Source organism: Streptomyces sp. WI03-4A (assembly GCF_033792105.1).
GTDB classification, from domain to species: Bacteria; Actinomycetota; Actinomycetes; order Streptomycetales; family Streptomycetaceae; genus Streptomyces; species Streptomyces collinus_A.
In genome coordinates, this window is the sequence record NZ_JARAUO010000007.1 from 236,657 (window position 1) to 256,567 (window position 19,911).

At 71.8% G+C, this 19,911-nt stretch carries 20 protein-coding genes and 1 pseudogene; 9 read left to right on the top strand and 12 right to left on the bottom strand.

Annotation, left to right across the window (positions count from 1 at the left end; translation table 11 throughout):
• The first annotated feature begins 28 nt into the window (after positions 1 to 28).
• Positions 29 to 322, top strand: a complete 294-nt coding sequence (locus PV343_RS11035) for a muconolactone Delta-isomerase family protein (RefSeq protein ID WP_319146664.1) — start codon at positions 29 to 31, stop codon at positions 320 to 322.
• Between the two features lie 84 nt (positions 323 to 406).
• Here PV343_RS11035 and PV343_RS11040 read toward each other — a convergent pair whose 3' ends face one another.
• The 3 genes from PV343_RS11040 to PV343_RS11050 are packed head-to-tail and all read right to left on the bottom strand — an operon-like array spanning position 407 to position 2,804.
• Positions 407 to 970, bottom strand: coding sequence for a CGNR zinc finger domain-containing protein (locus tag PV343_RS11040; protein WP_319146665.1), 564 nt, complete (start codon positions 968 to 970; stop codon positions 407 to 409).
• A gap of 1 nt (position 971) precedes the next feature.
• A complete protein-coding gene (locus PV343_RS11045; RefSeq protein WP_319146666.1) occupies positions 972 to 2,132 on the bottom strand; it encodes an alpha/beta hydrolase in 1,161 nt (386 codons plus the stop codon).
• 54 nt (positions 2,133 to 2,186) lie between these two features.
• Positions 2,187 to 2,804, bottom strand: coding sequence for a TetR/AcrR family transcriptional regulator (locus PV343_RS11050; protein ID WP_319146668.1), 618 nt, complete (start codon positions 2,802 to 2,804; stop codon positions 2,187 to 2,189).
• A gap of 245 nt (positions 2,805 to 3,049) precedes the next feature.
• Here PV343_RS11050 and PV343_RS11055 point away from each other — a divergent pair, with 245 nt between their 5' ends.
• A complete protein-coding gene (locus PV343_RS11055) occupies positions 3,050 to 3,745 on the top strand; it encodes a type 1 glutamine amidotransferase domain-containing protein (RefSeq protein WP_319146669.1) in 696 nt (231 codons plus the stop codon).
• Positions 3,746 to 3,823: 78 nt separating this feature from the next.
• Here PV343_RS11055 and PV343_RS11060 read toward each other — a convergent pair whose 3' ends face one another.
• Both PV343_RS11060 and PV343_RS11065 read right to left on the bottom strand, forming a co-directional pair.
• A complete protein-coding gene (locus PV343_RS11060; RefSeq protein WP_319146670.1) occupies positions 3,824 to 4,252 on the bottom strand; it encodes a hypothetical protein in 429 nt (142 codons plus the stop codon).
• Positions 4,253 to 4,369: 117 nt separating this feature from the next.
• Positions 4,370 to 5,038, bottom strand: a complete 669-nt coding sequence (locus PV343_RS11065) for a hypothetical protein (protein ID WP_319146671.1) — start codon at positions 5,036 to 5,038, stop codon at positions 4,370 to 4,372.
• Positions 5,039 to 5,527: 489 nt separating this feature from the next.
• Between PV343_RS11065 and PV343_RS11070 the strand changes: the two genes are divergently transcribed.
• Entirely contained in the window at positions 5,528 to 7,120 is a 1,593-nt protein-coding gene (locus tag PV343_RS11070; protein ID WP_319146672.1) for a peptidoglycan-binding protein, read from the top strand.
• A 76-nt stretch (positions 7,121 to 7,196) separates the two neighbouring features.
• On the opposite strand, the gene sigJ is transcribed toward PV343_RS11070, so the two are convergent.
• Positions 7,197 to 8,117 (bottom strand): RNA polymerase sigma factor SigJ, encoded by a 921-nt coding sequence (gene sigJ, locus PV343_RS11075; RefSeq protein WP_319146673.1) that lies wholly within the window; start codon positions 8,115 to 8,117, stop codon positions 7,197 to 7,199.
• 101 nt (positions 8,118 to 8,218) lie between these two features.
• On the opposite strand from sigJ, the gene PV343_RS11080 reads away from it, so the two are divergent.
• The 3 genes and pseudogenes from PV343_RS11080 to PV343_RS11090 all read left to right on the top strand — a co-directional run.
• Positions 8,219 to 8,590 (top strand): hypothetical protein, encoded by a 372-nt coding sequence (locus tag PV343_RS11080; protein ID WP_319146674.1) that lies wholly within the window; start codon positions 8,219 to 8,221, stop codon positions 8,588 to 8,590.
• Between the two features lie 114 nt (positions 8,591 to 8,704).
• Positions 8,705 to 9,001: a hypothetical protein gene (locus PV343_RS11085; protein WP_319146688.1), complete on the top strand. Its 297-nt coding sequence runs from the start codon at positions 8,705 to 8,707 to the stop codon at positions 8,999 to 9,001.
• Positions 8,908 to 9,858, top strand: a pseudogene (locus tag PV343_RS11090) (sensor histidine kinase); the annotation flags it as partial. The gene PV343_RS11085 and the pseudogene PV343_RS11090, both read left to right, overlap by 94 nt.
• 82 nt (positions 9,859 to 9,940) lie before the next feature.
• On the opposite strand, the gene PV343_RS11095 reads toward PV343_RS11090, so the two are convergent.
• Positions 9,941 to 10,327, bottom strand: a complete 387-nt coding sequence (locus PV343_RS11095; protein ID WP_319146675.1) for a VOC family protein — start codon at positions 10,325 to 10,327, stop codon at positions 9,941 to 9,943.
• Between the two features lie 70 nt (positions 10,328 to 10,397).
• On the opposite strand from PV343_RS11095, the gene PV343_RS11100 reads away from it, so the two are divergent.
• Complete coding sequence (locus PV343_RS11100) at positions 10,398 to 11,348, top strand: helix-turn-helix transcriptional regulator (protein ID WP_319146676.1); 951 nt, start codon at positions 10,398 to 10,400, stop codon at positions 11,346 to 11,348.
• A 205-nt stretch (positions 11,349 to 11,553) separates the two neighbouring features.
• Here the strand turns inward: PV343_RS11100 and PV343_RS11105 are convergent, their stop codons facing one another.
• The gene (locus PV343_RS11105; protein WP_319146677.1) at positions 11,554 to 12,249 is read right to left on the bottom strand and encodes a DUF899 domain-containing protein; all 696 of its coding nucleotides are present in this window, start codon (positions 12,247 to 12,249) and stop codon (positions 11,554 to 11,556) included.
• Between the two features lie 98 nt (positions 12,250 to 12,347).
• Positions 12,348 to 12,890: a cysteine hydrolase family protein gene (locus PV343_RS11110; protein ID WP_319146678.1), complete on the bottom strand. Its 543-nt coding sequence runs from the start codon at positions 12,888 to 12,890 to the stop codon at positions 12,348 to 12,350.
• Positions 12,891 to 13,130: 240 nt separating this feature from the next.
• On the opposite strand from PV343_RS11110, the gene PV343_RS11115 reads away from it, so the two are divergent.
• Positions 13,131 to 13,499, top strand: coding sequence for a gas vesicle structural protein GvpA (locus tag PV343_RS11115; protein WP_317441245.1), 369 nt, complete (start codon positions 13,131 to 13,133; stop codon positions 13,497 to 13,499).
• Positions 13,500 to 13,525: 26 nt separating this feature from the next.
• Here the strand turns inward: PV343_RS11115 and PV343_RS11120 are convergent, their stop codons facing one another.
• The 3 genes from PV343_RS11120 to PV343_RS11130 form a co-directional block, all read right to left on the bottom strand.
• A complete protein-coding gene (locus PV343_RS11120) occupies positions 13,526 to 16,549 on the bottom strand; it encodes a SpoIIE family protein phosphatase (protein WP_319146679.1) in 3,024 nt (1,007 codons plus the stop codon).
• Between the two features lie 362 nt (positions 16,550 to 16,911).
• On the bottom strand, positions 16,912 to 17,835 hold the full coding sequence (locus tag PV343_RS11125; protein WP_319146680.1) for a class I SAM-dependent methyltransferase: 924 nt from the start codon (positions 17,833 to 17,835) through the stop codon (positions 16,912 to 16,914).
• Positions 17,836 to 18,020: 185 nt separating this feature from the next.
• The gene (locus PV343_RS11130; RefSeq protein WP_319146681.1) at positions 18,021 to 18,623 is read right to left on the bottom strand and encodes a helix-turn-helix transcriptional regulator; all 603 of its coding nucleotides are present in this window, start codon (positions 18,621 to 18,623) and stop codon (positions 18,021 to 18,023) included.
• 93 nt (positions 18,624 to 18,716) lie between these two features.
• Here PV343_RS11130 and PV343_RS11135 point away from each other — a divergent pair, with 93 nt between their 5' ends.
• A complete protein-coding gene (locus tag PV343_RS11135) occupies positions 18,717 to 19,730 on the top strand; it encodes an NAD(P)/FAD-dependent oxidoreductase (protein ID WP_319146682.1) in 1,014 nt (337 codons plus the stop codon).
• The last annotated feature ends 181 nt before the right edge of the window (positions 19,731 to 19,911 follow it).

The window sequence follows — 19,911 nt, forward strand, 5'->3', positions numbered from 1 at the left end:
GGCCCCTCAGGTCGTCCGAGGAGGAGACATGAAGGAGTTCCTGGTCGAGCTGACCACCACCGTGCCGGAGGGCACCGAACCGGGAGAGGTCGACAGGCGCCGCGCGGACGAGTCCGTGAGAGCCCGCGAACTCGCCGCCCGGGGACACCTGTTCCGGCTGTGGCGGCCGGTGGGGGAGCCGCGCAGCATCGGCGTGTGGCGTGCCGACGACGAGGCGCAGTTGCGTGAGGAGGTCCTCGCGAGCCTGCCCCTGTGGCCCTGGATGACCGCGGTGGTAACCCCGCTGCAGTCACACCCCAACGACCCCGGCCGCACGGACTGACCCGCCGACGGTCGCGGCCGTCAGGCGGCCACCCGCCGGTGGCCGCTGCCGCCGTTCGGTAACCCGCCGACGGCGTTCCGCCGCTCAGCGACCGGCCGCCGCGGAGGCGTCCTTCTTGCGGGCGCGGTACGCGGCGGCCTTGAACTTGTTGCCGCAGGACTCCATGCCGCACCACTGCCGGCGCGTGCCGCGGGAGCGGTCGACGTAGACGCGGGTGCACTCGGGGTTCCCGCACTCCTTCATCAGGGGCACGTCCGGACCGCTGAGCAGTTCGACGGCAAGTCGGGCGACCAGGGAGAGCGCCTGCTCAACGGTCGCCTCGGTCCGGCGTCCGGCCCGGGTCAGCTGCGGCGTCGCCGGGGGCCTGCGCGCGGCGTCGTTCACCAGGTCGAGCGCCGCCTGGTCGTAGTCCTGCTCGTGCCGGCGGGCCGTGACGAGGTGGTAGATCGCCTCACGCACCGCCTTCGCCCGTTCCACGTCGGCCTCACCGCCGGGCACGACGCTGTCGACGAGTCCGGACTCGATGAACCAGGCGTCGAGCCTGTCCGGCGTCGCGAACATCTCGAAACGCGCCGAACGCCGCGCGCGCAGGGTCGCGGCGAAGTCGAGGACCGGGTTCCCGCAGACGAAGGCATGCTCGTGATTCACATCACCAGTCTGGCAGGTTACTCACGCCGGTGCCAGCGCCTCCACCGCGAGGCCGGGCAGGGAGGCGCGGCTGACCGCGGTGACCGGAGCCGGGGCCCTCTTCGAAGTGGTCCACGTCGACGACCGCCTGCGCGAAGGCGGAAGGCGCCTCCTGCGGCACGTTGTGCCCGATGCCGGCCAGCGTGCGGTGGGCGTACGCGCCCGTGAACCGGTCCCGGTAGGCGGCTCCGCCTCCCGGCGCGGTGAACGGGTCGCGTTCGGCGTCGATGGTGATCGTCGGCACCTTGATGACCGGGCGTGTGGCGAGCACCTTCTCGTAGCGGTCGTAACGCCGTTCGCCGTCCGCGAGGCCCAGCCGCCAGCGGTAGTTGTGGATGACGACGGCCGCGTAGTCGGGGTTGTCGAACGCGGCTGCCGTTCGCTCGAACGTGGCGTCGTCGAAGTCCCAGGTCGGGGAGACGGTGTCCCAGACGAGCCGGCACAGCTCGTTCCGGTACGTCCTGTCCTCCATGGCGAGGCGGCCACGCTCGGTGCTGAAGTAGTACTGGTACCACCAGGCGTACTCGGCCTTCGGCGGCAGCGGCTTCTTCTGCGCCTCCACGTCGGTGACGAGGTACCCGCTGACGGACACCAGTCCCTTGACCCGCTCGGGCCACAGCGCCGCGATGATGTCGGCCGTGCGTGAACCCCAGTCGAAACCCGCCAGCAGGGCCCGGTCGACGTTGAGGGCGTCCATCAGGGCGACGATGTCCAGGGCGACCGCCGACTGCTGGGCGTTGCGGAACGTCCGGGAGGAAAGGAAGCGCGTCGAGCCGTGGCCCCGCAGGTAGGGGACGACGACCCGGTAGCCCTGAGCGGCGAGCAGGGGAGCGACGTCGACGAAGCTGTGGATGTCGTAGGGCCAGCCGTGCAGGCAGATGACGACGGGGCCGTGCGCGGGGCCCGCCTCGGCGTATCCGACGTCCAGCACCCCGGCCCTGACCCGCTTGAGCGTGTCGAACGCGGTGTGGGCGCCCGGGGTCGCCGCGGTCACGGTCGGGGCCGGCGTGCCGCCCGGCGTACTGTGCGGGGCCTGTGCGTTCGTCTGGAACCCCGCCAGCGAGGCGGAGGCCGCGCCCGTGCCGATGCCGGCGGCCTTGCCGAAGGTGCGCCTGTTGATCATGGGGACCTCTCCGTCGTACGCCATACGGATGAGTGGGCCCGGGAGTCGGGGGCGTCAGGCCTGCGCCGGGACCCGCGGGGCGCGGACGCCCAGCAGGGCGAGGCAGCTCGGCCAGAGCGTGCTCAGCCGCGCGGGGTTGTTGTAGAGCTTGGCGAACAGCACCTGGCCTTCGAGCTGCGCCACCAGCGACCGAGCGCCCTCGTGGACGTCGGTCACGGTGACCTCGCCCCGGTCCTGGGCCGCGGTGATCACCGCCTCGACCATCGCCACCTGCGCCTCGAAGATCTCCTGCAGACGGGCGCGCAGCGCGTCGGCGTGGTTGCTCATCTCCAGGGACAGGTTCCCGAACATGCACCCGAGGACCGCTCCGCAGCTGTCCTGACCGGCCCGCTGGCGCGCCTCGATGGCCTCGAACAGCAGCCGCAGCCGCTCCAGGGGCTCGGTGTCGGTCCGGAGCACCCGCTCCCAGTCGCGTCGCTCGGCCGTCCACTGCTCGTCGATCACGGCGAGCGCGAGAGCCTCCTTGGACTCGAAGAAGTAGTAGAAACTTCCCTTCGGCACCCCGGCCGCCTTGCAGATCTCGGCGACGCCCAGGGCCGAGTATCCACGCTGCTCGAAAAGCGTCTGGGCGGCGGTGAGGATCTTGCCCTTGGCGTCGCTCGTGCGTCCCATAGGGCGAGTATACGACCGATCGACTACCTCGGCCTGGGGTCTCTTGCCCGGCTTTCGGCCCGTGTGCGCCCGGCCGGGGTCGTACCTAGGCTGGAAACCGTTCGTCTGTGCGATGCCGCGCGCGGTGCTCGTCGCTCACGCGCTGGACGCGCCCCCGTAGTGAGGTCGAGCGGCAGTCAATCCGGGACAAGCACAGGACAGGCCAGGTCCCCGGCGGGCAGGCGGGGACGAGGAGGCGGAGATCGATGGCGAAAGTACTCTTCATCGTCAGCGGGGCGACCTACTGGGTGCTCGAGGACGGCAGCAGGTACGCGACCGGCTACTGGGCCGAGGAGTTCGCGATGCCGTACAAGGCGGTGACGGAAGCCGGCCACGAGGTCGTGGTCGCGACGCCCGGTGGCGTGACCCCGAATGTCGACATGATGAGTCTGCGCCCCTCCATGGCCGGAGGTGAGGAGGGGGCGCTGGAGCTGGAGGAGATCATCCGCTCCGCCGAGGCGATGCGGCGGCCGCTCAAGCTGTCGGACGTCCGCCTGGAGGACTACGACGCGGTGTACCTCCCCGGCGGACACGGCCCGATGTCCGACCTCGCCTACGACGCCGACGCCGGCCGGCTGCTGACGGCCCAACTCGCCTCCGGCAAGCCGCTGGCGATCGTGTGCCACGCTCCCGCCTCGCTCCTGTCCACCAGGATCCACGGCGAGTCGCCCTTCAAGGGCTACCGGGTGACGGGCTTCACCAACGAGGAGGAGGAGGCCGTGGGCCTGGCCTCCCGGGCGCCCTGGCTGCTGGAGGACGAACTGAAGGAGAAGGTGGGCGTCGAGTACAGCCGCGGCCCCATGTGGGAGCCGTACATGGTCGAGGACCGCAACCTCATCACCGGGCAGAACCCCCACTCGGCGGCGGTTCTCGCCGACCGCCTGCTGGAACTGCTCAAGTGAGGGCGCTCAGCGCGGGCCCGTGCCCGTCGCACGGCGCCACCGCGCCGCGACCGGCCTGGAGCGCACGGGCCGTGCTGGTCAGCAGTTGACGGGAGGATGGCCGGAAGCGACCCGGCAGAAGTCCGACCCGGTTCCACCGTCGACGGTGCCGGCGTTGGGGCCGACGAGGATCGAGTCGCCGTCCGGGCCGCCAAGGATCCGGCCGCTCGCCGTGGTACCGGCGCCGGCCGTGAGGGAGTCGTTGCCGGCGCCGCCGTCGACCGTGCCGGCGACGATGCCGTTGACGACGATGTAGTCGCTCCCGCCCAGGCCGTTGACACTGTCGCCCTGGGCGAGGGCGCCGCAGCTGATGTAGTCGGAGCCGGCAGTACCGTTGACGGTGGTACCGGACACGGGCAGGCCGTTGACCGTACAGGAAGTCAGGGCTTGTGCGGGCGTCACGGTCAGGGTGAGGGGAACGGCCACGAGGGTGGCGGCGCACAGCGCGCGCATCGCGTGTCTGATCATGCAATGAGTGATTCATCGCGTCTTCATGATCGCAATTCTGCGCCGTCGGCGACTCTTCCGTCCGGGGCGGTATGCCGCCCGGACGGGTCACCGAGCTGTCGGTGACCCGCTCGGTCCCTACAGCAGGCCGAGCTGCTCCAGCGTGGCGCCGTTCGCCCAGTGGCGCAGCCGGCGGCCGTCGACGAGCTTGACACCGCCCGGGTGCGAGGCCCGGCGCAGGTCCGCGGGGCTGCGGGCGCCGGGGTGGACCACGACCCGGATGACACGCTCGCTGTCGTCACGGACCGCCGCCCACCGGAGCGTGGGGGCCGGGGCGTTCCGCTCCTCGGTCGCGGTGGCCACGGGCCGGAAGGCCACGTCCAGCCGGCGCCCCTGAGCGTCCCGCGCGTACAGGCGCGGCCGGTCGCGCATGCTGACGTCGGTCACCTGCCAGCCGTCACGCCGCAGGATGCGCGCGGTCGCCAGCTTCAGCGCCCGGTCGTCGAGTACGGCGATCTCGGCCGGGGTGTAGCGACCGTTCCGCCGCCGGACGACGGGCCGCCGCAGCACACGGACGACGGCGCCGACCACCGTGAGCAGGAGGACGCCGAGCACAAGTCCGCCGAAGCCGAGGGTGCGGTGGAACCACGCGAGCAGCAGCGCGGCGCCGACCACGCACAGGCCCAGGCCGACGAAGGCGGGCAACACGTCCCGCAGTTCGGGCCCGTACCGCCCCTGGGCGCGCAGCTCGGGCTGGGACCGCTGTCGCCGTGACCGACGCGCGTCCGGGCCCTGCGGCTGCCGCAAACCCCTTGAAACGTACGGCCGCCGCCTCATCACCGGGGCCAATTCCCCACCCTTCACCGGATCAACTCTCCTGCTAGGCATACCCTCTCGCCCTGCGCTACGCCAGTCGGAGCCGAGCGACACGCGGTGGCGCGCGCGTCGTCCTCACCTGTACCGCACCGGCGATCACCCAGGCTGTGATCGAAGACACTGATGCCGAGATCCCAGAGCCCAGAGCCCAGAGAACGTCGAATAGAGCCACTATGGAAAAGGCTGCTATGAGGGCGTTTTCTGGCCACCGGTAGCGATTCGATCAAGCCAGTTATGTCGCCCGACATTGCGTGCGAGAAGTTGAACTGTCACCGTCATGCACGGGTAATTACCGGATCAACTGCCCCGTGGTATACGACAGTTGACGGCAATCTCCATGCAGTCCTGACCGGAATGCCGATTTTCCCTGTCCAGTTCGACCGTAATCCGAAGTGCCGGCAAAGGAGACGTTTCGTAATCATGAGAAAGAGTCCATTTCGTGGTTGGAGAGTCAGAACCGGCGTCTTCGCCGCCACGGCCGCCCTCCTCTCGGCGGGCACGCTGCTCGGCGCGAGCCCGGCCTCGGCGGCGCCCGCGGCGATCAGGCTGACCTCCTCGTCCTGCCCCGACGTGATCCAGCAGGGCCAGGTGAGCGGCTGCGTCACGGAGTTGCAGAACCTGCTCAACGCCCACGGCGCCGGCCTGGTCGTGGACGGGAGCTTCGGGGCGAAGACGCTCTACGCGGTGCGCGAGTACCAGTCCTCCGTCGCGATCGCTGTGGACGGAGAGGTGGGCCCCCAGACCAAGGCGAAGCTGTACGCGACCGGCGGCTCGGCCCCGGCACCGATCAATCTCACGTCCTCGTCGTGCCCGGCCAACCTCGTCCAGGGCGACAAGGGCGGCTGCGTCACCGAACTGCAGCGACTGCTACGCCACTTCGGCTACTCGGTCGACGTGGACGGTGACTTCGGACCGGCCACGGAGAGTGCGGTCCGCAACTTCCAGTCCACGCACGGACTCTCGGTGGACGGCCAGGTCGGGCCGAACACCAAGCGCGAGCTGTACGACACCGACGAGTCGCCCTCCACCGCCCTCGACCTGCGCTCGGCGTCCTGCCCGGCGAACATCGTGGAGGGGCAGAGCGGCGGCTGCGTCGCGACGCTGCAGGCCCTGCTCAACGGCAAGGGCCAGCACCTCGACGTCGACGGCCAGTTCGGTCCCCTGACGCTGACGGCCGTGAAGTCCTTCCAGGCGTCGGCGGGCCTCTCCGTCGACGGCGAGGTCGGCCCGAACACCAAGACCGCCCTGTACTCCAACATCAGCACGGGCGGCGGCAGCGGCGCACCCGCCCCGATCAACCTCAACTCCAGCTCCTGCCCAGGCAACATCGTCAAGGGCCAGCGCAGCGGCTGTGTCACCGAGCTCCAGAGCCTGCTCAACCATCACGGAGCCGATCTCGCCGTCGACGGCGACTTCGGACCGGCGACCGACAGCGCGGTGCGCGACTTCCAGGCCGAGAAGGGCCTGTCGGTCGACGGCCAGGTGGGTCCGAACACCAAGGCCGCCCTGTACGGCGCGGTCACCCCGCCGTCCTCGCCCCCGCCCGGCGGCGGCTACGGCAAGATCCTCGATGTGGCGGCCGCCGAGGTCGGCACGGTCGAGGGCAGCGCCCGGGCCAACAGCTACGGATCGGCCGTGGGCCTGTCACTGTCCACCAGCAACTACGCCTGGTGCGCGACCTTCGTGAGCTGGGTGGCCAAGCAGACCGGGGCCAGCTCCTACCGCAACACCTACGTCTCCGGCTGGGTCAAGCAGGCGCGAGCAGGCAACTACCACCTCTCGGTGACGACCAGCCCGCAGCCCGGCGACATCGTGGCCTTCGACTGGAACGGCGGCAACGACTACACCGGCGGCCACGAGCACATAGGCATCGTGCGCACGGTGAGCGGCGGTTCGGGCTTCACCACCGTCGAGGGCAACACCGGCAATCCCAACGGCGGGTCCGACGGCGTCTACGTCAAGAACCGCAGCATGAACAGCGGATACGACGTGCTGTTCATCCGGGTCCGCTGACCGGCTGACCGAATGAGCTGCTGATCGAATGACCGAATGACGGGTCACACCCGCCGACCGACGGCTCCGCCAGACCTCAGTCCAGCCGCGCCGCCCACGGCCGCAGCTTCTCCGGGTTGCGAACCGCCCAGATCCGGGTGACCCGCCCGTCCGACACGTCGAACGAGGCCACGGTCATGACGACGCCGTCCCGCTCCGCCACCAGCCCCGGCACGCCGTTGACCGACCGCTCCAGGAGCACGAGACCCGGGGCCTTGTCGGCGATGGCGACCATGTACTGGGCGATGCGCGCATCCCCCTCGACCGGGCGCAGGACCGCGCCGACCATGCCGCCGCCGTCGGCGGTCATCACGGCAGCGGGGTCGAGGAGACCGATGAGGGCCGCGATGTCCTTCGTCTCCCAAGCCTCCTTGACGCGCCTGACCATGTCCGCCCGGCCGTCCGCCGTGACAGGAGCCCGCGAGACGTCCACCCGCCGCCGGGCGGAAGCCGCCAGCTGCTTGCACGCGGCGGGCGTCCGGCCGACGACGCCGGCGATCTCGGCGAACGGGTACCGGAAGACGTCGTGCAGCACGAAGGCCACCCGCTCGGCGGGCGTCATCGACTCCAGGACCACGAGGAACGCCATGGACACCGACTCGTCCAGGACGATCTGGTCGGCGGGGTCCCCGGGCCCCGCGACCCCGGCACCGCCCGCGGGGCCCCACTCGGCACGGTCGGGCAGCGGCTCGGGCAGCCACGCGCCGACGTAGCGTTCACGACGGGCCCGCGCCGAACCGAGCAGGTCCAGGCAGATACGGCTGGTCACCGTCGTCAGCCAGGCACCGGGGGAGAGGATCTCCTTCCGCCGGCCCTGCGACAGCCCGTACCAGCGTGCGTAGGCGTCCTGCACGGCGTCCTCGGCCTCGCTCACCGAACCGAGCAACCGGTAAGCGACGTTGATCAGTTGACGGCGCTCGCCGACGATCCCATCGGTGCCGGTCACGACACTTCTCATGCTTCCGGCCGCCCCCTCGCCTTACCTTTCGCGGTCCCGCGTCGTCGGACGGGTGAGACCTTATCGATCAACTGCCCGAGGGCGGAAAAGGGGACTGTCACATGGCCACCCGTGCAACGACGGCGAACACACGGCGCACCACCTCGTTCCTGCGCCTCGCGATCGCCCTGCAGACCCTGACCATCTTCCTCCAGGCGGTCTCCGCGGGGCTCCTGCTGACCGCGTCCTACGGGGAGACCCTGCACAGCGTCGGAGCCCGTGTGATGTACGGGGCATCGATGCTGTACGTCCTGGCGGCCGTCCTGGCCTGGAAGCCGGGCGGCGGCTCACCCCGACCCGTCTGGCACGCCACGGGCTTCCTCGTGCTCGCCTCGGTCCAGGTCGTCCTCGGCATCGCCCACGTCCCGTCCGTCCATCTCCCCCTGGGCGTCCTGATGTTCGGCCTCAGCGTGCTCGCGCTGGCCCGACGCTGAGGTCCGCGCGCCCTGTGCGTGGTGACGGCGGTGACGGCGAACCGAAACGGGAGCGACAGACCTCGCCGCACTGGGCCGCCACCCCCGCTCGGCCCCGTCCCGTTCCGTCCGTCAGTGGTCGTCGCCCTCGTGGCCGCCACGGTGCCGACCGCGACCACGCCCACCGTCGTCCCCGGCGCGGTCCTCTCCGGCGCGGTCGTCCCCGGCCTTCGGGTGGTCGTCGCCGCCGGCGCGGGTCCCGTGGTCGTCCCCGGGGCGGTCGTCGCCGCCCCGTGTGGAGCCACCGTGGTCGTCACACCGGCGGTCATCGCCCGGGCGGTCGTCCCCGCCGCGCGGAGAGCGCCGTCCGCAGCGCCGCGGTGGCGATGCTGGCCGGACTGCCACTGGTCCTGCTGGCCGTCGGCGGCGTGACCTGGCTGGTGACGCGACGCGCGCCGGCCCCCGTGGAGGGAATCCGGCAGGAGATGGCGGCGATCACCGCCTCCGAGGACCTCACCCGGCGCGTACCGGAACCCGCCTCGCACGACGAGGTGGTCCATCTGGCCCGCACCACCGACGAGACGCTCACCGCGCTGGAAGCCGCCGTCGACCGGCAACGCCGCTTCGTCGCCGACGCCTCCCACGAACTGCGCAGCCCCATCGCCTCGCTGCGCACCCAGCTCGAAGTCGGCTCGGCCCACCCGCAACTGCTGGACGTACCCGGCGCTGTCAAGGACACCGAGCGCTTGCAGCACCTCGCGGCCGATCTGCTGCTGCTCGCCCGGCTCGACGCCGGGGAGCGCCCCGCGCAGGGGCTGGTCGACCTGGGCGAGCTGGCCCGCGAGGAAGCCGGTCGCCGCCCGGGCTACGGCACACCCGTCTCCGTCCACGCCGACCCGGAACTGCAAGTGGCAGGCTCACGGGGCCAACTGAGCCGAGTGATCGCCAACCTCCTGGACAACGCCCAACGACACGTGCGCGCCGAAGTGATCGTCCGCGTGCGGCGCCAGGGCGACCGTGCCGTCCTCACGGTCGCGGACGACGGCAGCGGCGTGCCCGCCGCCGAACGCGACCGAATCTTCGAGCGGTTCGTACGCCTGGACGACGCCCGTGCCCGCGACGACGGCGGAGCCGGTCTGGGCCTCGCCATCGCCCGCGACGTGGCCCGACGCCACGGCGGCACACTCGCCGCCACCGAGGCACCGACCGGAGGCGCCCTCTTCGAACTGCGCCTCCCGGCGGCGACCGTGCCCCCTCGGCGGCCACCCACGATCCCTGACGGTGCATAGACGCACAGACCGGGTTCAGGGGGGTCCTGGGGCAGGCGGCACCACGAGGGGGACAAGGCCCCGAGCCTCAGCCTCCCGCTCCTCAGACCAGGGTCGTGATGCAGAACGGGTGGCCGGCGGGGTCCAGGAACACTCGCCAGCGCTCGGGCTGCGGCTGGAACTCCGGCTTGATCGCGCCGAGTTCGGAGAGGTGCTTCTCGGCGGTGTCCAGGTCGTCGACGCCCAGTTCGATGTGCGCCTGCTTCTCCTGGGCGGGGTCGGGCCAGGTGGGCGGGCGGTAGTCGGGCAGGCGGTTGAAGCCGAGAGGGGTCGCTCCGTCCTTGCCGATCAGGGTGAAGTCGTCGCTGGTGAACAGCGCCGACATGCCGAGCAGTTCGCCGTAGAAGCGGGCCATCTCGGCCGTGTCTGCGCAGTCGAAGGTGACGGCGGCGTAGCGGAACTCGGGTGCGGAACCGTTGTGGGTGCTCATGAAGGGAACGCTAGGCCGTGACCCGGACAGTTACGGTCCTGGTCGTGGCGCGGTGTGGAAAACTTCCCCCGTGATCGGCTCCTCCGCCCGCCTCCTGCGACTCCTGTCGCTGCTGTCCGCCAGGCCGTCGTGGACCTGCGCCGAACTCGCCGAGCGCATCCAGGTCACGGACCGCACGGTCCGCCGGGACATCTCCCGGCTCCGGGAACTCGGCTACAGCGTGGACTCCGACCCCGGCCCCTGGGGCGGCTACCGCCTCCGTGCCGGCACACGGGTGCCGCCGCTGATCCTCGACGACGAGGAGGCGCTCGCCGTCGCCGTCGGACTGAGGGAGGCGGCACAGGGCGACGCCCTGGGGAGCGACCAGGCCGCGCTGTCGGCCCTGCTCAAGCTGCGCCAGGTGCTGCCCGGGCGGATCGCCGAGCGGCTGGGCGCGCTGGACGACGCCTTCGTCAGCCTCCCCGCGGCCGACGGGCCGCGGATCAGAACCGGCCTGCTGCTCGAACTCGCCCTCGCCTGCCGGAGCGGCGAGCGCGCCCGGCTGTCGTACGTCGACGCCGAAGGACGCGCCACGCTCCGGGACGTCGACCCCTACCGTCTCGTCCGCACGAACCGCCGCTGGTACTTCGTCGCGCGCGACGTGGCCCGGGACCAGTGGCGAACCTTCCGCGCCGACCGCATCGACCGCCTCCAGCCCACCGGCCGGCCGGCCGACCTCACCGACCCGCCCGACGCCGCATGGCTGGTCTCCCGGAACACGGCCAACGGCCCCTACCCGGTGTCCGCGACCGTCCGCCTCCCCCTGCCCATGGAGGCGGCGCTACGACTCGTCCCCGCGACGGTCGGCACCCACCGCTCCGACGGCCCGGAATCCACCCTGGTCGACATAGGCGGCCCCGACCCGGACGGCCTCGCCCGCTACCTCCTCGGCCTGGGAACCCCGCTGCGCGTCCTCGCCCCGGACTCCGTACGGGAGGCCCTGCTGCGCCGCACCCGGGAACTCTTCGAAGCCCACGAGTGAACCGGGAGGTGGGAGGGGCCCGATGCCGGGCGGGGTTCGGGCCCCTCGTCTCCGCACGCGTCGACGGAGGGGGGTGACGTCCGCGCGCGTGCCCTACTCAACGCCCCATCCGCAGGAAGGTTACGCCAGTGGTCAGCGGCGCGCGGTCAGCGTCCGACCCCCGCCCCGCCCGAGCCGACCGACCCCGCCCGCCGCCCGAGCTCCCTCAGCGGTCCTCACCCCCCGGCCCGTACAGCGCCGCGATGTTCTGGGACGACGCCCACCGGCTGTACGTGGGCGACTGCGGCCAGCCCTCGGGGGAGTCCTGCCACTCCTCCTGGCGTCCGTACGGCAGGACGTCGATCAGCGCGAAGGAGTGACTGAGCTGCTCCGTGCCGCGGCCGTCCGTGTGCCAGGTGCGGTAGACGGTGTCGCCGTCGCGCAGGAAGACGTTGACGGCGAAGCCCCCGTCCGGCGGTGCGCCGACGTCGGCTCCGAACGGGCTGTTGGCGGTCGAATACCACGTCATCCGGTTGCCGACCCGCTCCTTGTAGGCCAGCGCCTCCTTGATCGGACCCTGGGTCACGATGACGAACCGCGCGTCGTAGTTCTCCAGGAAGTCCAGGCGGGTGTACTGGGAGGTGAACCCCGTACAGCCGGAGCACTGCCACTCCTTGCCGGCGAACCACATGTGGTTGTAGACGATCAGTTGCCGCTTGCCTTCGAAGACGTCCGCAAGCCGGACGGGCCCGTGCTCGCCCTCGAGGACGTAGTCCGGCATCTCGACCATCGGCAGGCGACGACGCTCGGCGGCGATGGCGTCGAGCTCGCGCGTCGCGGCCTTCTCCCGGGCCCGCAGCGCGGCGAGCCGGTCCTCCCAGGTCGCCGTGTCGACGACGGACGGCAGTGCGTCGTTGGTCATGGGTACCTCACAGAGTTCGTTCCACAGCCGTTCCCTTGCGCGGATGCAGACTCCGGCGGACCGCGGAACTCATCGGTGCTCGGGCCGGGGCCCGCAACTCAGCTCCAGAAGTCCCGGCTCCCGCAGATCCACGCGCCCATGTTCCGCTCCATCATGCGGAGCGCCGCGTCCGCGAGATCCTCGTGGATGTGGGCCACGGCGTCCCTGAGGACGACGACGTCGAAGTGCCGGATGTGGGCGTCCAGGGCGGAGTAGAGCACGCACTGCTCGGTCACCTGGCCGCACAGCACGAGCCGCTGGATGCCCTGCTGGTGCAGCAGATAGGTCAGGGGCGTCTCGTAGAAGATCGAATGGCGCGCCTTGAGCACGAACAGGGAGTCCGCGTCCGGCTTCAGCGGGTCCACCAGACGGGCGTGGGGCCCGCTCAGGGCGTGCTCCAGAAGCTCGCCGTGGTGAGAGCGCCACTCGCCGAAGTTGTCGTTGACGTAGATGACGGGCATGCCGTGGCTCCGTGCGCGCCTCAGCAGATCGGCGACGACGGGCACGACCGGCTCGACCGAGGGGATCAGCAGCTCGGCGTCCTCGTGGTCGTACGTGTTGATCATGTCGATGACGATCAAAGCTGTCTCGCTCTTGCTCACCCTGCCAGCGTTTCACGCGCCTGACGTGAGGCAACTTCGGCCGTCCCCTCCCCGGCGTGAACGACACCCCCCGCGGCCCCCTCTCCTTCGCATTCCTTCGCACGGTTGTTTGCTCGCCCCGGTGAGCGGTTACCCGCGCTAGCAGACGTGTCCGCCGCCGGTCAGCCGAGTGCCATGACCGGCGGCGGGCGAGGGGTTCGGCAGGGGCGGCCGTACGACGAGGGCAAGGGGTTGGTGGCGATGACGGTGGCGACGCAGCAGAGTGGCGGCGGCGGGGGTTCCAGCGGCCTCTACGACGTGCTGGAGCTCATCCTTGACCGGGGACTCGTGATCGACGCGTTCATCCGCGTCTCGTTGGTCGGGATCGAGATCCTCAAGATCGACATACGGATCGTCGTCGCCAGTGTCGACACCTACCTCCGTTTCGCCGAGGCGTGCAACCGCCTGGACCTGGAGTCGGGCCCGCGCAAGCCGGCCGGCCTGACCGAGCTGCCCGGCAAGATGATGGAGTCCGGCGCCCGCGGCAAGACCAAGGGCGCGCTGTCCGGCGCCGCCGAAACGATCTCCGACGCCTTCCGGCAGGCCCGCGAGGAGGGCCAGCAGAAGTAGTCGGCCCTGCGGGCCCCCCTGCCCCGTCAGCCGTCCGGCGGCAGGGGCTGTTCGGTCCAGATCGACTTGCCGGTGCGTGTGTGGCGCGTGCCCCAGCGCTGGCAGAGCGCGGAGACGAGTTGCAGACCGCGGCCGCCCTCGTCGGTGGCCGAGGTGTGGCGGATGTGCGGTGTGGTCAGGCTGGCGTCGGAGACCTCGCAGATCAGCGCGCGGCCACGGAGCATGCGCAGCCGGATGGGGCCGTAGGCGTGCCGGACGACGTTTCCGACCAGCTCGCTGACCAGGAGTTCGGTGGTCATGAGCAGGTCCTCGTCGGACAGGTGCCAGTCGGTGAGCTGGGCGCGGACCAGGTCGCGGGCCTGGCCCGCCGCCATGGGGTCCTCCGGCAGCGGCCACTCGGCGATGTTCTGCTCGTCCAGCGGGTGCGGGCGGGCCAGCAGCAGGGCGGCGTCGTCGACCGTCGCGCCGTGGGCCGGCAGGAGGGCGGACGTCAGGGAGGCGCAGAGCGCGTCCAGGTCGAAGGGCTCCTCCGGTGAGGCGGGCATGGTCCGCACGGACCGCGAGAGGAGCGCGGCGAGGTGGTTCATGCCGGTGGTGACGTCCCGGTCCTTGCTCTCCACCAGGCCGTCGCTGTACAGGGCGAGCAGGCTGCCTTCGGGCAGCTCCGTCTCGAGGGTCTCGAAGGGGGGAGCGGCCACGCCCAGAGGCGGGTCGGGGGCCATGGGCAGGAAGGTGACGGTGCCGTCGGGGTGGGCGACCGCCGGGGGCGGCTGGCCGGCGCTGGCGTAGGACAGCCGGCGGGTCACCGGGTCCCAGACGCCGTACAGGCAGGTCGCGAAGGCGTCGGTGCCCAGTTCGCCGACGATGTCGTTGAGGTGGCCGAGGATCTCGTCGGGGGGCAGTTCCAGTTCCGAGAGGGTGCGAACGGCCGTGCGCAGGCCTCCCATGGTGGCGGCCTCGGCCATGCCGTGGCCCATGACGTCGCCGATCACGAGCGCCACGCGGGCCGCGGAGAGCGGTATGACGTCGTACCAGTCGCCGCCGATGTCGGCTCCGTGAGTGGCCGGCTGGTAGCGCGCCGCCGTCGTCACCTCGGGCAGTTCGGGCAGGGCCTGCGGCAGCAGACTGCGCTGGAGGGTGCGGGCCCGGGTGGTCGCCTCGTCGTAGAGACCGGCCCGCTCCAGGGCCTGTGCGATCAGTCCGCTGAGCGCGGTCAGCAGGGTGCGCTCGTCGTCGTCCAGGGTCCGGGGCCGGTCGAAGGAGATCACGGCCGCGCCGATCTCACGCCCCGACACCGCCAGCGGCAGAATCGCCCACGCCTGCTTGCCGCCCTCGCGGAGCAGGGTTCCGGTGCCGGGCTGGGTGATCTCCTCGGGGGAGGAGATGCAGAGCGGGGTGCGGGTGCGCAGGGCGTCCGCCACCGGGTTCGTGGCCTCCCCGACGGTCCACATGCCGTCCAGCAGCCGGCAGAAGCGGTCGGGATGGCCCTGGGAGCCGATGACGGCCAGCCGGTCGCCCGCCACGCCGAGCATGACGAGCCCGGTCGCACCGAGGGGTGCCATCACACCGTCGGCCACCGCCGCCATCACGTCCTGGGCCGTGACGGCCTCGGCCAGCTCCCGCGTGACCCGCTGCACCAGGGCCGCCCGTTCACCGGCCGCGTGTTCGGCGGCGACCCGCTCGGCCTCCCGCAGGTGCCGCTCGGTGGTGTCGGTGATGTAGAGCGTGAGGCCCTCGGGCACCGGCACCAGCCGCAGGTGGTACCAGGACGTCCCCTCGGGTCCCGGCACGTCGAACTCGGCCGGCCGGCCCTCGGCCGCCGTGGCACGGCACAGCGGTTCCAGCTCCGGTACGGCGCTCACCGCTGGGATGTTCCAGAGCAGGGTGCCGGCCACCTCGCCGGCGGCGCCGAAGAGCCGCTCGGCGGCGGGGTTGAGGAATCCGATGCGCCAGTCCGCGTCCAGGGCGACGAAGCCGTCGCTCATGTGCCGCAACGCCCGCCCCACGGATTCGGCGGCGGCGTGCGTCTCGCTGCTGTCGCGGAGGGTGCCCGCCACCATGACCGGGGTGCCCTCGTCGTCCGTGACCGTCCGGGCGCGGGCCTCGACCCAGAGGTACGTGCCGTCCTGGCGCCGGATGCGGTACTCGCCCTGGAAGCCGCCGCGCAGATGGATGCCCGTGTCGAAGCCGGCGACCGCTCCGGGCAGGTCGTCGGGGTGGATCAGGGCCGCCCATGCCTCGATGCCGCCGCTCATCACCGCCGGGTCGATGCCGGTGAGCACGTCCTCGACGGGCCGGTCGGCGGTCAGCGCGCCGGTGCACAGGTCCCAGGTGTACGCGAGGGCGGCCGCGCCGCCCGCTCCGTTCGGCCGGGTGTCCTCCCGTGTTCCCGGGCCGTCCTCCAGGGCGCGGACCAGGGTGGGGGACGGGTTGAGGGTCCCGGACGTCCTGAGTCCGGCGGACATCCAGGCGGCCACCTCCTCCAGGAAGGCGCACTCCGCCGCGGTGGGCCGGTCGCCCGGGGCGAAGAGGACGGACAGCGCGCCGCGCCGCCGACCGTCGCCGGGGAGGGGTACGGCGAGATGGCCGATGCCGGCGGGCAGGCCGGGGGGCCACAGGGCGGCGGGGTCCCGGCCGGGCACCGGGTCGGGCGGGGTCAGTTCGGGCTGCCAGGCGAGGGCGTCGTCGCGGGCGGCCATGCTGGGCGGGGCCGTGCCCCGGACCGGGATGATCAGCCAGGGCCGTGTCATCGGCTCGGGCAGGCCGCTGTCGGCGACCAGGTAGAGGATGCCGCTCATGCCGCCGCCGGGGAGGTGCACCATGCCGCCCAGGCCGCGGACCTCGGCCACGGCGTGCTGGAGGGCGGTCAGCAGGACCTCGACATCGCGCCGGTCCTCGTCCACGGCGTCGAGCAGCCGCATCCGCATGCGGTGGCGCTCCAAGGGGCGTACGGGGGGTACGGTCCGCAGTCCCCAGGGCTGGTGCGGTGGACGGGAGGCGTGGGGTATGGACGCGCCGATGCCGTTCGCATCGCTGCCTCTGGTATTCATCACGGCCGACTGTCGCCTCCGCTCACCGCTCGGCTCCTTGCCCGGACGGACGTTCTCGACGCTGATCGCGGTGACTTCGATCCGCCGGTTGCATCCCTATCCGAACAAATTTAGGTGATTCAATACGGAGTTACGGTTTTTCGCAACGGAACCACCCTATGTGGCGTTCTCTCGCTCTCTGTCACCGCCGTTTCCCGCGTCGTCGCGGCGATGTGGCAGGCGTGAGACGCGCGGGCCGCCGCCCGGCATCGCCTGCGCGGGCGACGGTCCGCGATCTTCACCTGATGCCTGGTCAACTCCCTTCGGTCGGGCGCTGGTCGGGCCGCGTCCGGCGCGGTGAGGGGTGTGACGTCGTGCAGGGATCAGGCGCGGCGTGCGGCCCACACGGTGCGTTCGGTGCGCACCGCCAGGTCGTCGCGGCGCAGGATGCTGTGCGGGCCGTCGGTGTCGAGGAGTCGGTCGAGTGCGGCGCGGTCCTCGGGGGAGAGCTCGGGTGCGACGAAGTCGCGGATGCGTCGCAGACCGCCGAGTGCGTAGCGGCCGATCGCCTCGCTGCGGGAGCCCTCGATGTTCACGGCGAGGGTGCGTTCACTCTCGACCGTGAAGCCGGCGGCGGTCAGCATCGGACCCCAGTCGGCGCCGCGGTGGGGCATGCGCTCGGCGTCGAGGCGGTCGGTCACGGCGTGGCAGCGCTCTTCCAGGCCGGGCCGGTCCTCAGGGGCGTCCGCGGGCAGGAAGCGGGGGAAGCCGGCCAGCTCGACGACGGCGAACAGGCCGCCGGGCGTGAGGGCTTCGTGGACGCTGCGCAGGGCCTGCTCGGCGTGGGCCATGTGGTGCATCGAGGCCGAGGCCCACACCAGGTCGGGTGAGCCGAGCACGGGCCAGGCGGGGTCGTCGAGGTCGGCCTGCACGGTACGCACGCGCCGCTCCAGGCCGCGGGCGCATGCCTTCTTGCGCAGGTGCTGGAGGTGTACGGCGGACGAGTCGACGGCGATGACGTGCGCGTCGGGGAAGCGGTCGAGGAGGGCGAAGGTGCCCGTACCCGTCCCGCAGCCCAGGTCCACGATCCGGCGTGGGGCGGTCTTCAGCGGTAGCCACGCGGCGAGGGACGCTATGTGCTCCGCGAGCACCTCGGCGTCCAGGTCGAGAAGTTCCGCCTGGTCGTCGGCGTCGTGCTTGTGGTGGTGGTCGAGCTGGGCGGCGGGCGAGGCGGGCTGAGCGCTTTGGCGTGTGCCGTGGTGAGCGTCGTGGTGTGGAGTGTGTGCGTGCGGGTGCGGGTGGTCCATGCCGTCACAGTAGGACCGTCATGCGTCTGTGGCACAGCTCCTCCCGTTTTGCGCAAGAGGACCGGTAGATGCGCTGCCCGAGACGCAAGACGTCGGTGCCGCCCGGAGAAGGCCGCTCGGAGCGACCGCGCGGACCGTGTGGCTGGGGGGCCGGGGAGCCGCGGGCGCTCCGAACGTCCCGGCGGTCAGCCGTAGGCGCCCTGGGTGTCGCCCTCGCCGGTCTCACGCTGGTGGCCGCGGCGGGCGTCACGGTCGAAGATGCCCAGGATGTCGCAGGGGCCGCCCTCGGCGCCGATGGCGTGCGGCATCATCGTGGGGAACTCGGCGGCCTGGTTGCTCTCGATGCGGAAGCGGCGGTGGCCCAGCATGAGCACGGCGGTGCCGGAGAGCACGACGAGCCATTCGCGCCCGGGGTGGGCACGCATGTGCGCCGGATTCTCGGGTGCCGGTTCGGTCATGCGCCGGCGCATCACGGTCATCCCGGGGTCGCTTTTCAGGGCCCAGCGCATCAGGCCGTGGGCGGCGTCGATCACCGGGCTGGTGACCACGTCGTCGGCGGCGGTCTCCACGAGCTGATCCAGCGTGGTGCCCAGCGCGCGGGCCAGGATGACCAGTTGGTCCAGCGCGAGGCGGCGCCGGCCGTTCTCGATGCGGCTCAGCGAGGACTGGCTGAGGTTGGCGCGGGTGGCCAGCTCGTCCAGCGACCAGCCCTGCGCCAGGCGCAGAGCCCGGATGCGTTTGCGTACGAGGCCGTCCAGCTCGCCGTCTTCTTGCGTCATGGGCAACATCGTATGCCTAGCATGCAAAGCGGGACTAGCGTCGTGTGCGGATGGCCCGGAACGTCTGGGGCCCGTACGAGGAAACGGCAGGAGACCGAGACCATGGCTGAGACGACTACCCCGTACACGAGCGACGCTCTTCCCGACGGCACCGTCGACGTGGTGGTGATCGGCGGCGGTGCCGCGGGCCTGAACGGCGCGCTGATGCTCGCCCGCTCCCGCCGCTCGGTCGTCGTGATCGACAGCGGCACTCCGCGCAACGCGCCGGCCGAGGCCATGCACGGATTCATCGTCCTGGACGGCACCCCACCCGCCGAGATCCTTCACCGGGGGCGGGAGCAGGTCCGCCAGTACGGCGGCCGCGTCGTCCTCGGCGAGGTGGCCGCATCCGAACCCGCCCAGGTGTCGCCCGACGGCGACCTGCGCTTCACCGTCACCCTTTCCGACGGCCGGAGCATCGCCGCGCGCCGCGTGCTGGTGGCCACCGGTCTGAGGGACGTGCTGCCCGAGGTCCCCGGCCTCGCCGAGCACTGGGGACATGGTGTGGTGCACTGCCCGTACTGCCACGGCTGGGAGGTGCGCGACGAACCCATCGGCATCCTCGCCACCGGCCCCGCCTCCGTCCACCACGCGCTCCTCTTCCGCCAACTGACCGGGGACCTGGTCTACTTCACCGGCGGGGCCGCCCTTGACGAGGACGCCCGCGCCCGGTTCGCCGCGCGCGGCATCCGCATCGTCGACACCCCGGTGCGGGAGGTCGTCACCGGCGAGGACGGCACGCTCGCGGGCGTGCGTCTGGCCGACGGCCAGGTCGTGGCACGGCGTGTCCTCGCGGTCGCCACGCGGATGCGGGCCCGCACCGAGGGCCTGGAGGGTCTGAAGCTGCCCATGGAGGACCTGCCCGACGGCATCGGCCGCCGCTTCGTCTCAGGCACGGCCGGTGACACCGAGGTGCCCGGTGTGTGGGTGGCGGGCAACGCCACCGACCTCGTCGCCCAGGTCGGCGCCTCCGCGGCCGCCGGCGCCCTGGCCGGCGCCCACATCAACGCCCTGCTGGCCGCCGCGGACACCGACGCGGCCCTCGCCGCGGCCCAGGGCCAGGCACCCACCTCCTGACAATCCCGCGCGGCACCGGCACACCGCCCGGCCGTCCCGACGGCACCTGCGGTGGCCGGGGCCCGCCCCCCTCGATCCTGCCGGTGGAGGTGCGGGTCAGCCGGTCGGTGGGCCGGTCGGGGGACGTACGGGAGCGGCCGGGCGGGCTGAACTGAATACACGAAAGGCCGACCGGCCCCAG

Bases quoted from the DNA above. Each gene is read 5' to 3' on its own strand.
- PV343_RS11035 (WP_319146664.1), top strand. From the start codon at position 29: ATGAAGGAGTTCCTGGTCGAGCTGACCACCACCGTGCCGGAGGGCACC.
- PV343_RS11045 (WP_319146666.1), bottom strand. From the start codon at position 2,132: ATGATCAACAGGCGCACCTTCGGCAAGGCCGCCGGCATCGGCACGGGC.
- PV343_RS11050 (WP_319146668.1), bottom strand. From the start codon at position 2,804: ATGGGACGCACGAGCGACGCCAAGGGCAAGATCCTCACCGCCGCCCAG.
- PV343_RS11055 (WP_319146669.1), top strand. From the start codon at position 3,050: ATGGCGAAAGTACTCTTCATCGTCAGCGGGGCGACCTACTGGGTGCTC.
- PV343_RS11060 (WP_319146670.1), bottom strand. From the start codon at position 4,252: ATGATCAGACACGCGATGCGCGCGCTGTGCGCCGCCACCCTCGTGGCC.
- PV343_RS11070 (WP_319146672.1), top strand. From the start codon at position 5,528: ATGAGAAAGAGTCCATTTCGTGGTTGGAGAGTCAGAACCGGCGTCTTC.
- sigJ (WP_319146673.1), bottom strand. From the start codon at position 8,117: ATGAGAAGTGTCGTGACCGGCACCGATGGGATCGTCGGCGAGCGCCGT.
- PV343_RS11080 (WP_319146674.1), top strand. From the start codon at position 8,219: ATGGCCACCCGTGCAACGACGGCGAACACACGGCGCACCACCTCGTTC.
- PV343_RS11095 (WP_319146675.1), bottom strand. From the start codon at position 10,327: ATGAGCACCCACAACGGTTCCGCACCCGAGTTCCGCTACGCCGCCGTC.
- PV343_RS11105 (WP_319146677.1), bottom strand. From the start codon at position 12,249: ATGACCAACGACGCACTGCCGTCCGTCGTCGACACGGCGACCTGGGAG.
- PV343_RS11115 (WP_317441245.1), top strand. From the start codon at position 13,131: ATGACGGTGGCGACGCAGCAGAGTGGCGGCGGCGGGGGTTCCAGCGGC.
- PV343_RS11120 (WP_319146679.1), bottom strand. From the start codon at position 16,549: ATGAATACCAGAGGCAGCGATGCGAACGGCATCGGCGCGTCCATACCC.
- PV343_RS11125 (WP_319146680.1), bottom strand. From the start codon at position 17,835: ATGGACCACCCGCACCCGCACGCACACACTCCACACCACGACGCTCAC.
- PV343_RS11130 (WP_319146681.1), bottom strand. From the start codon at position 18,623: ATGTTGCCCATGACGCAAGAAGACGGCGAGCTGGACGGCCTCGTACGC.
- PV343_RS11135 (WP_319146682.1), top strand. From the start codon at position 18,717: ATGGCTGAGACGACTACCCCGTACACGAGCGACGCTCTTCCCGACGGC.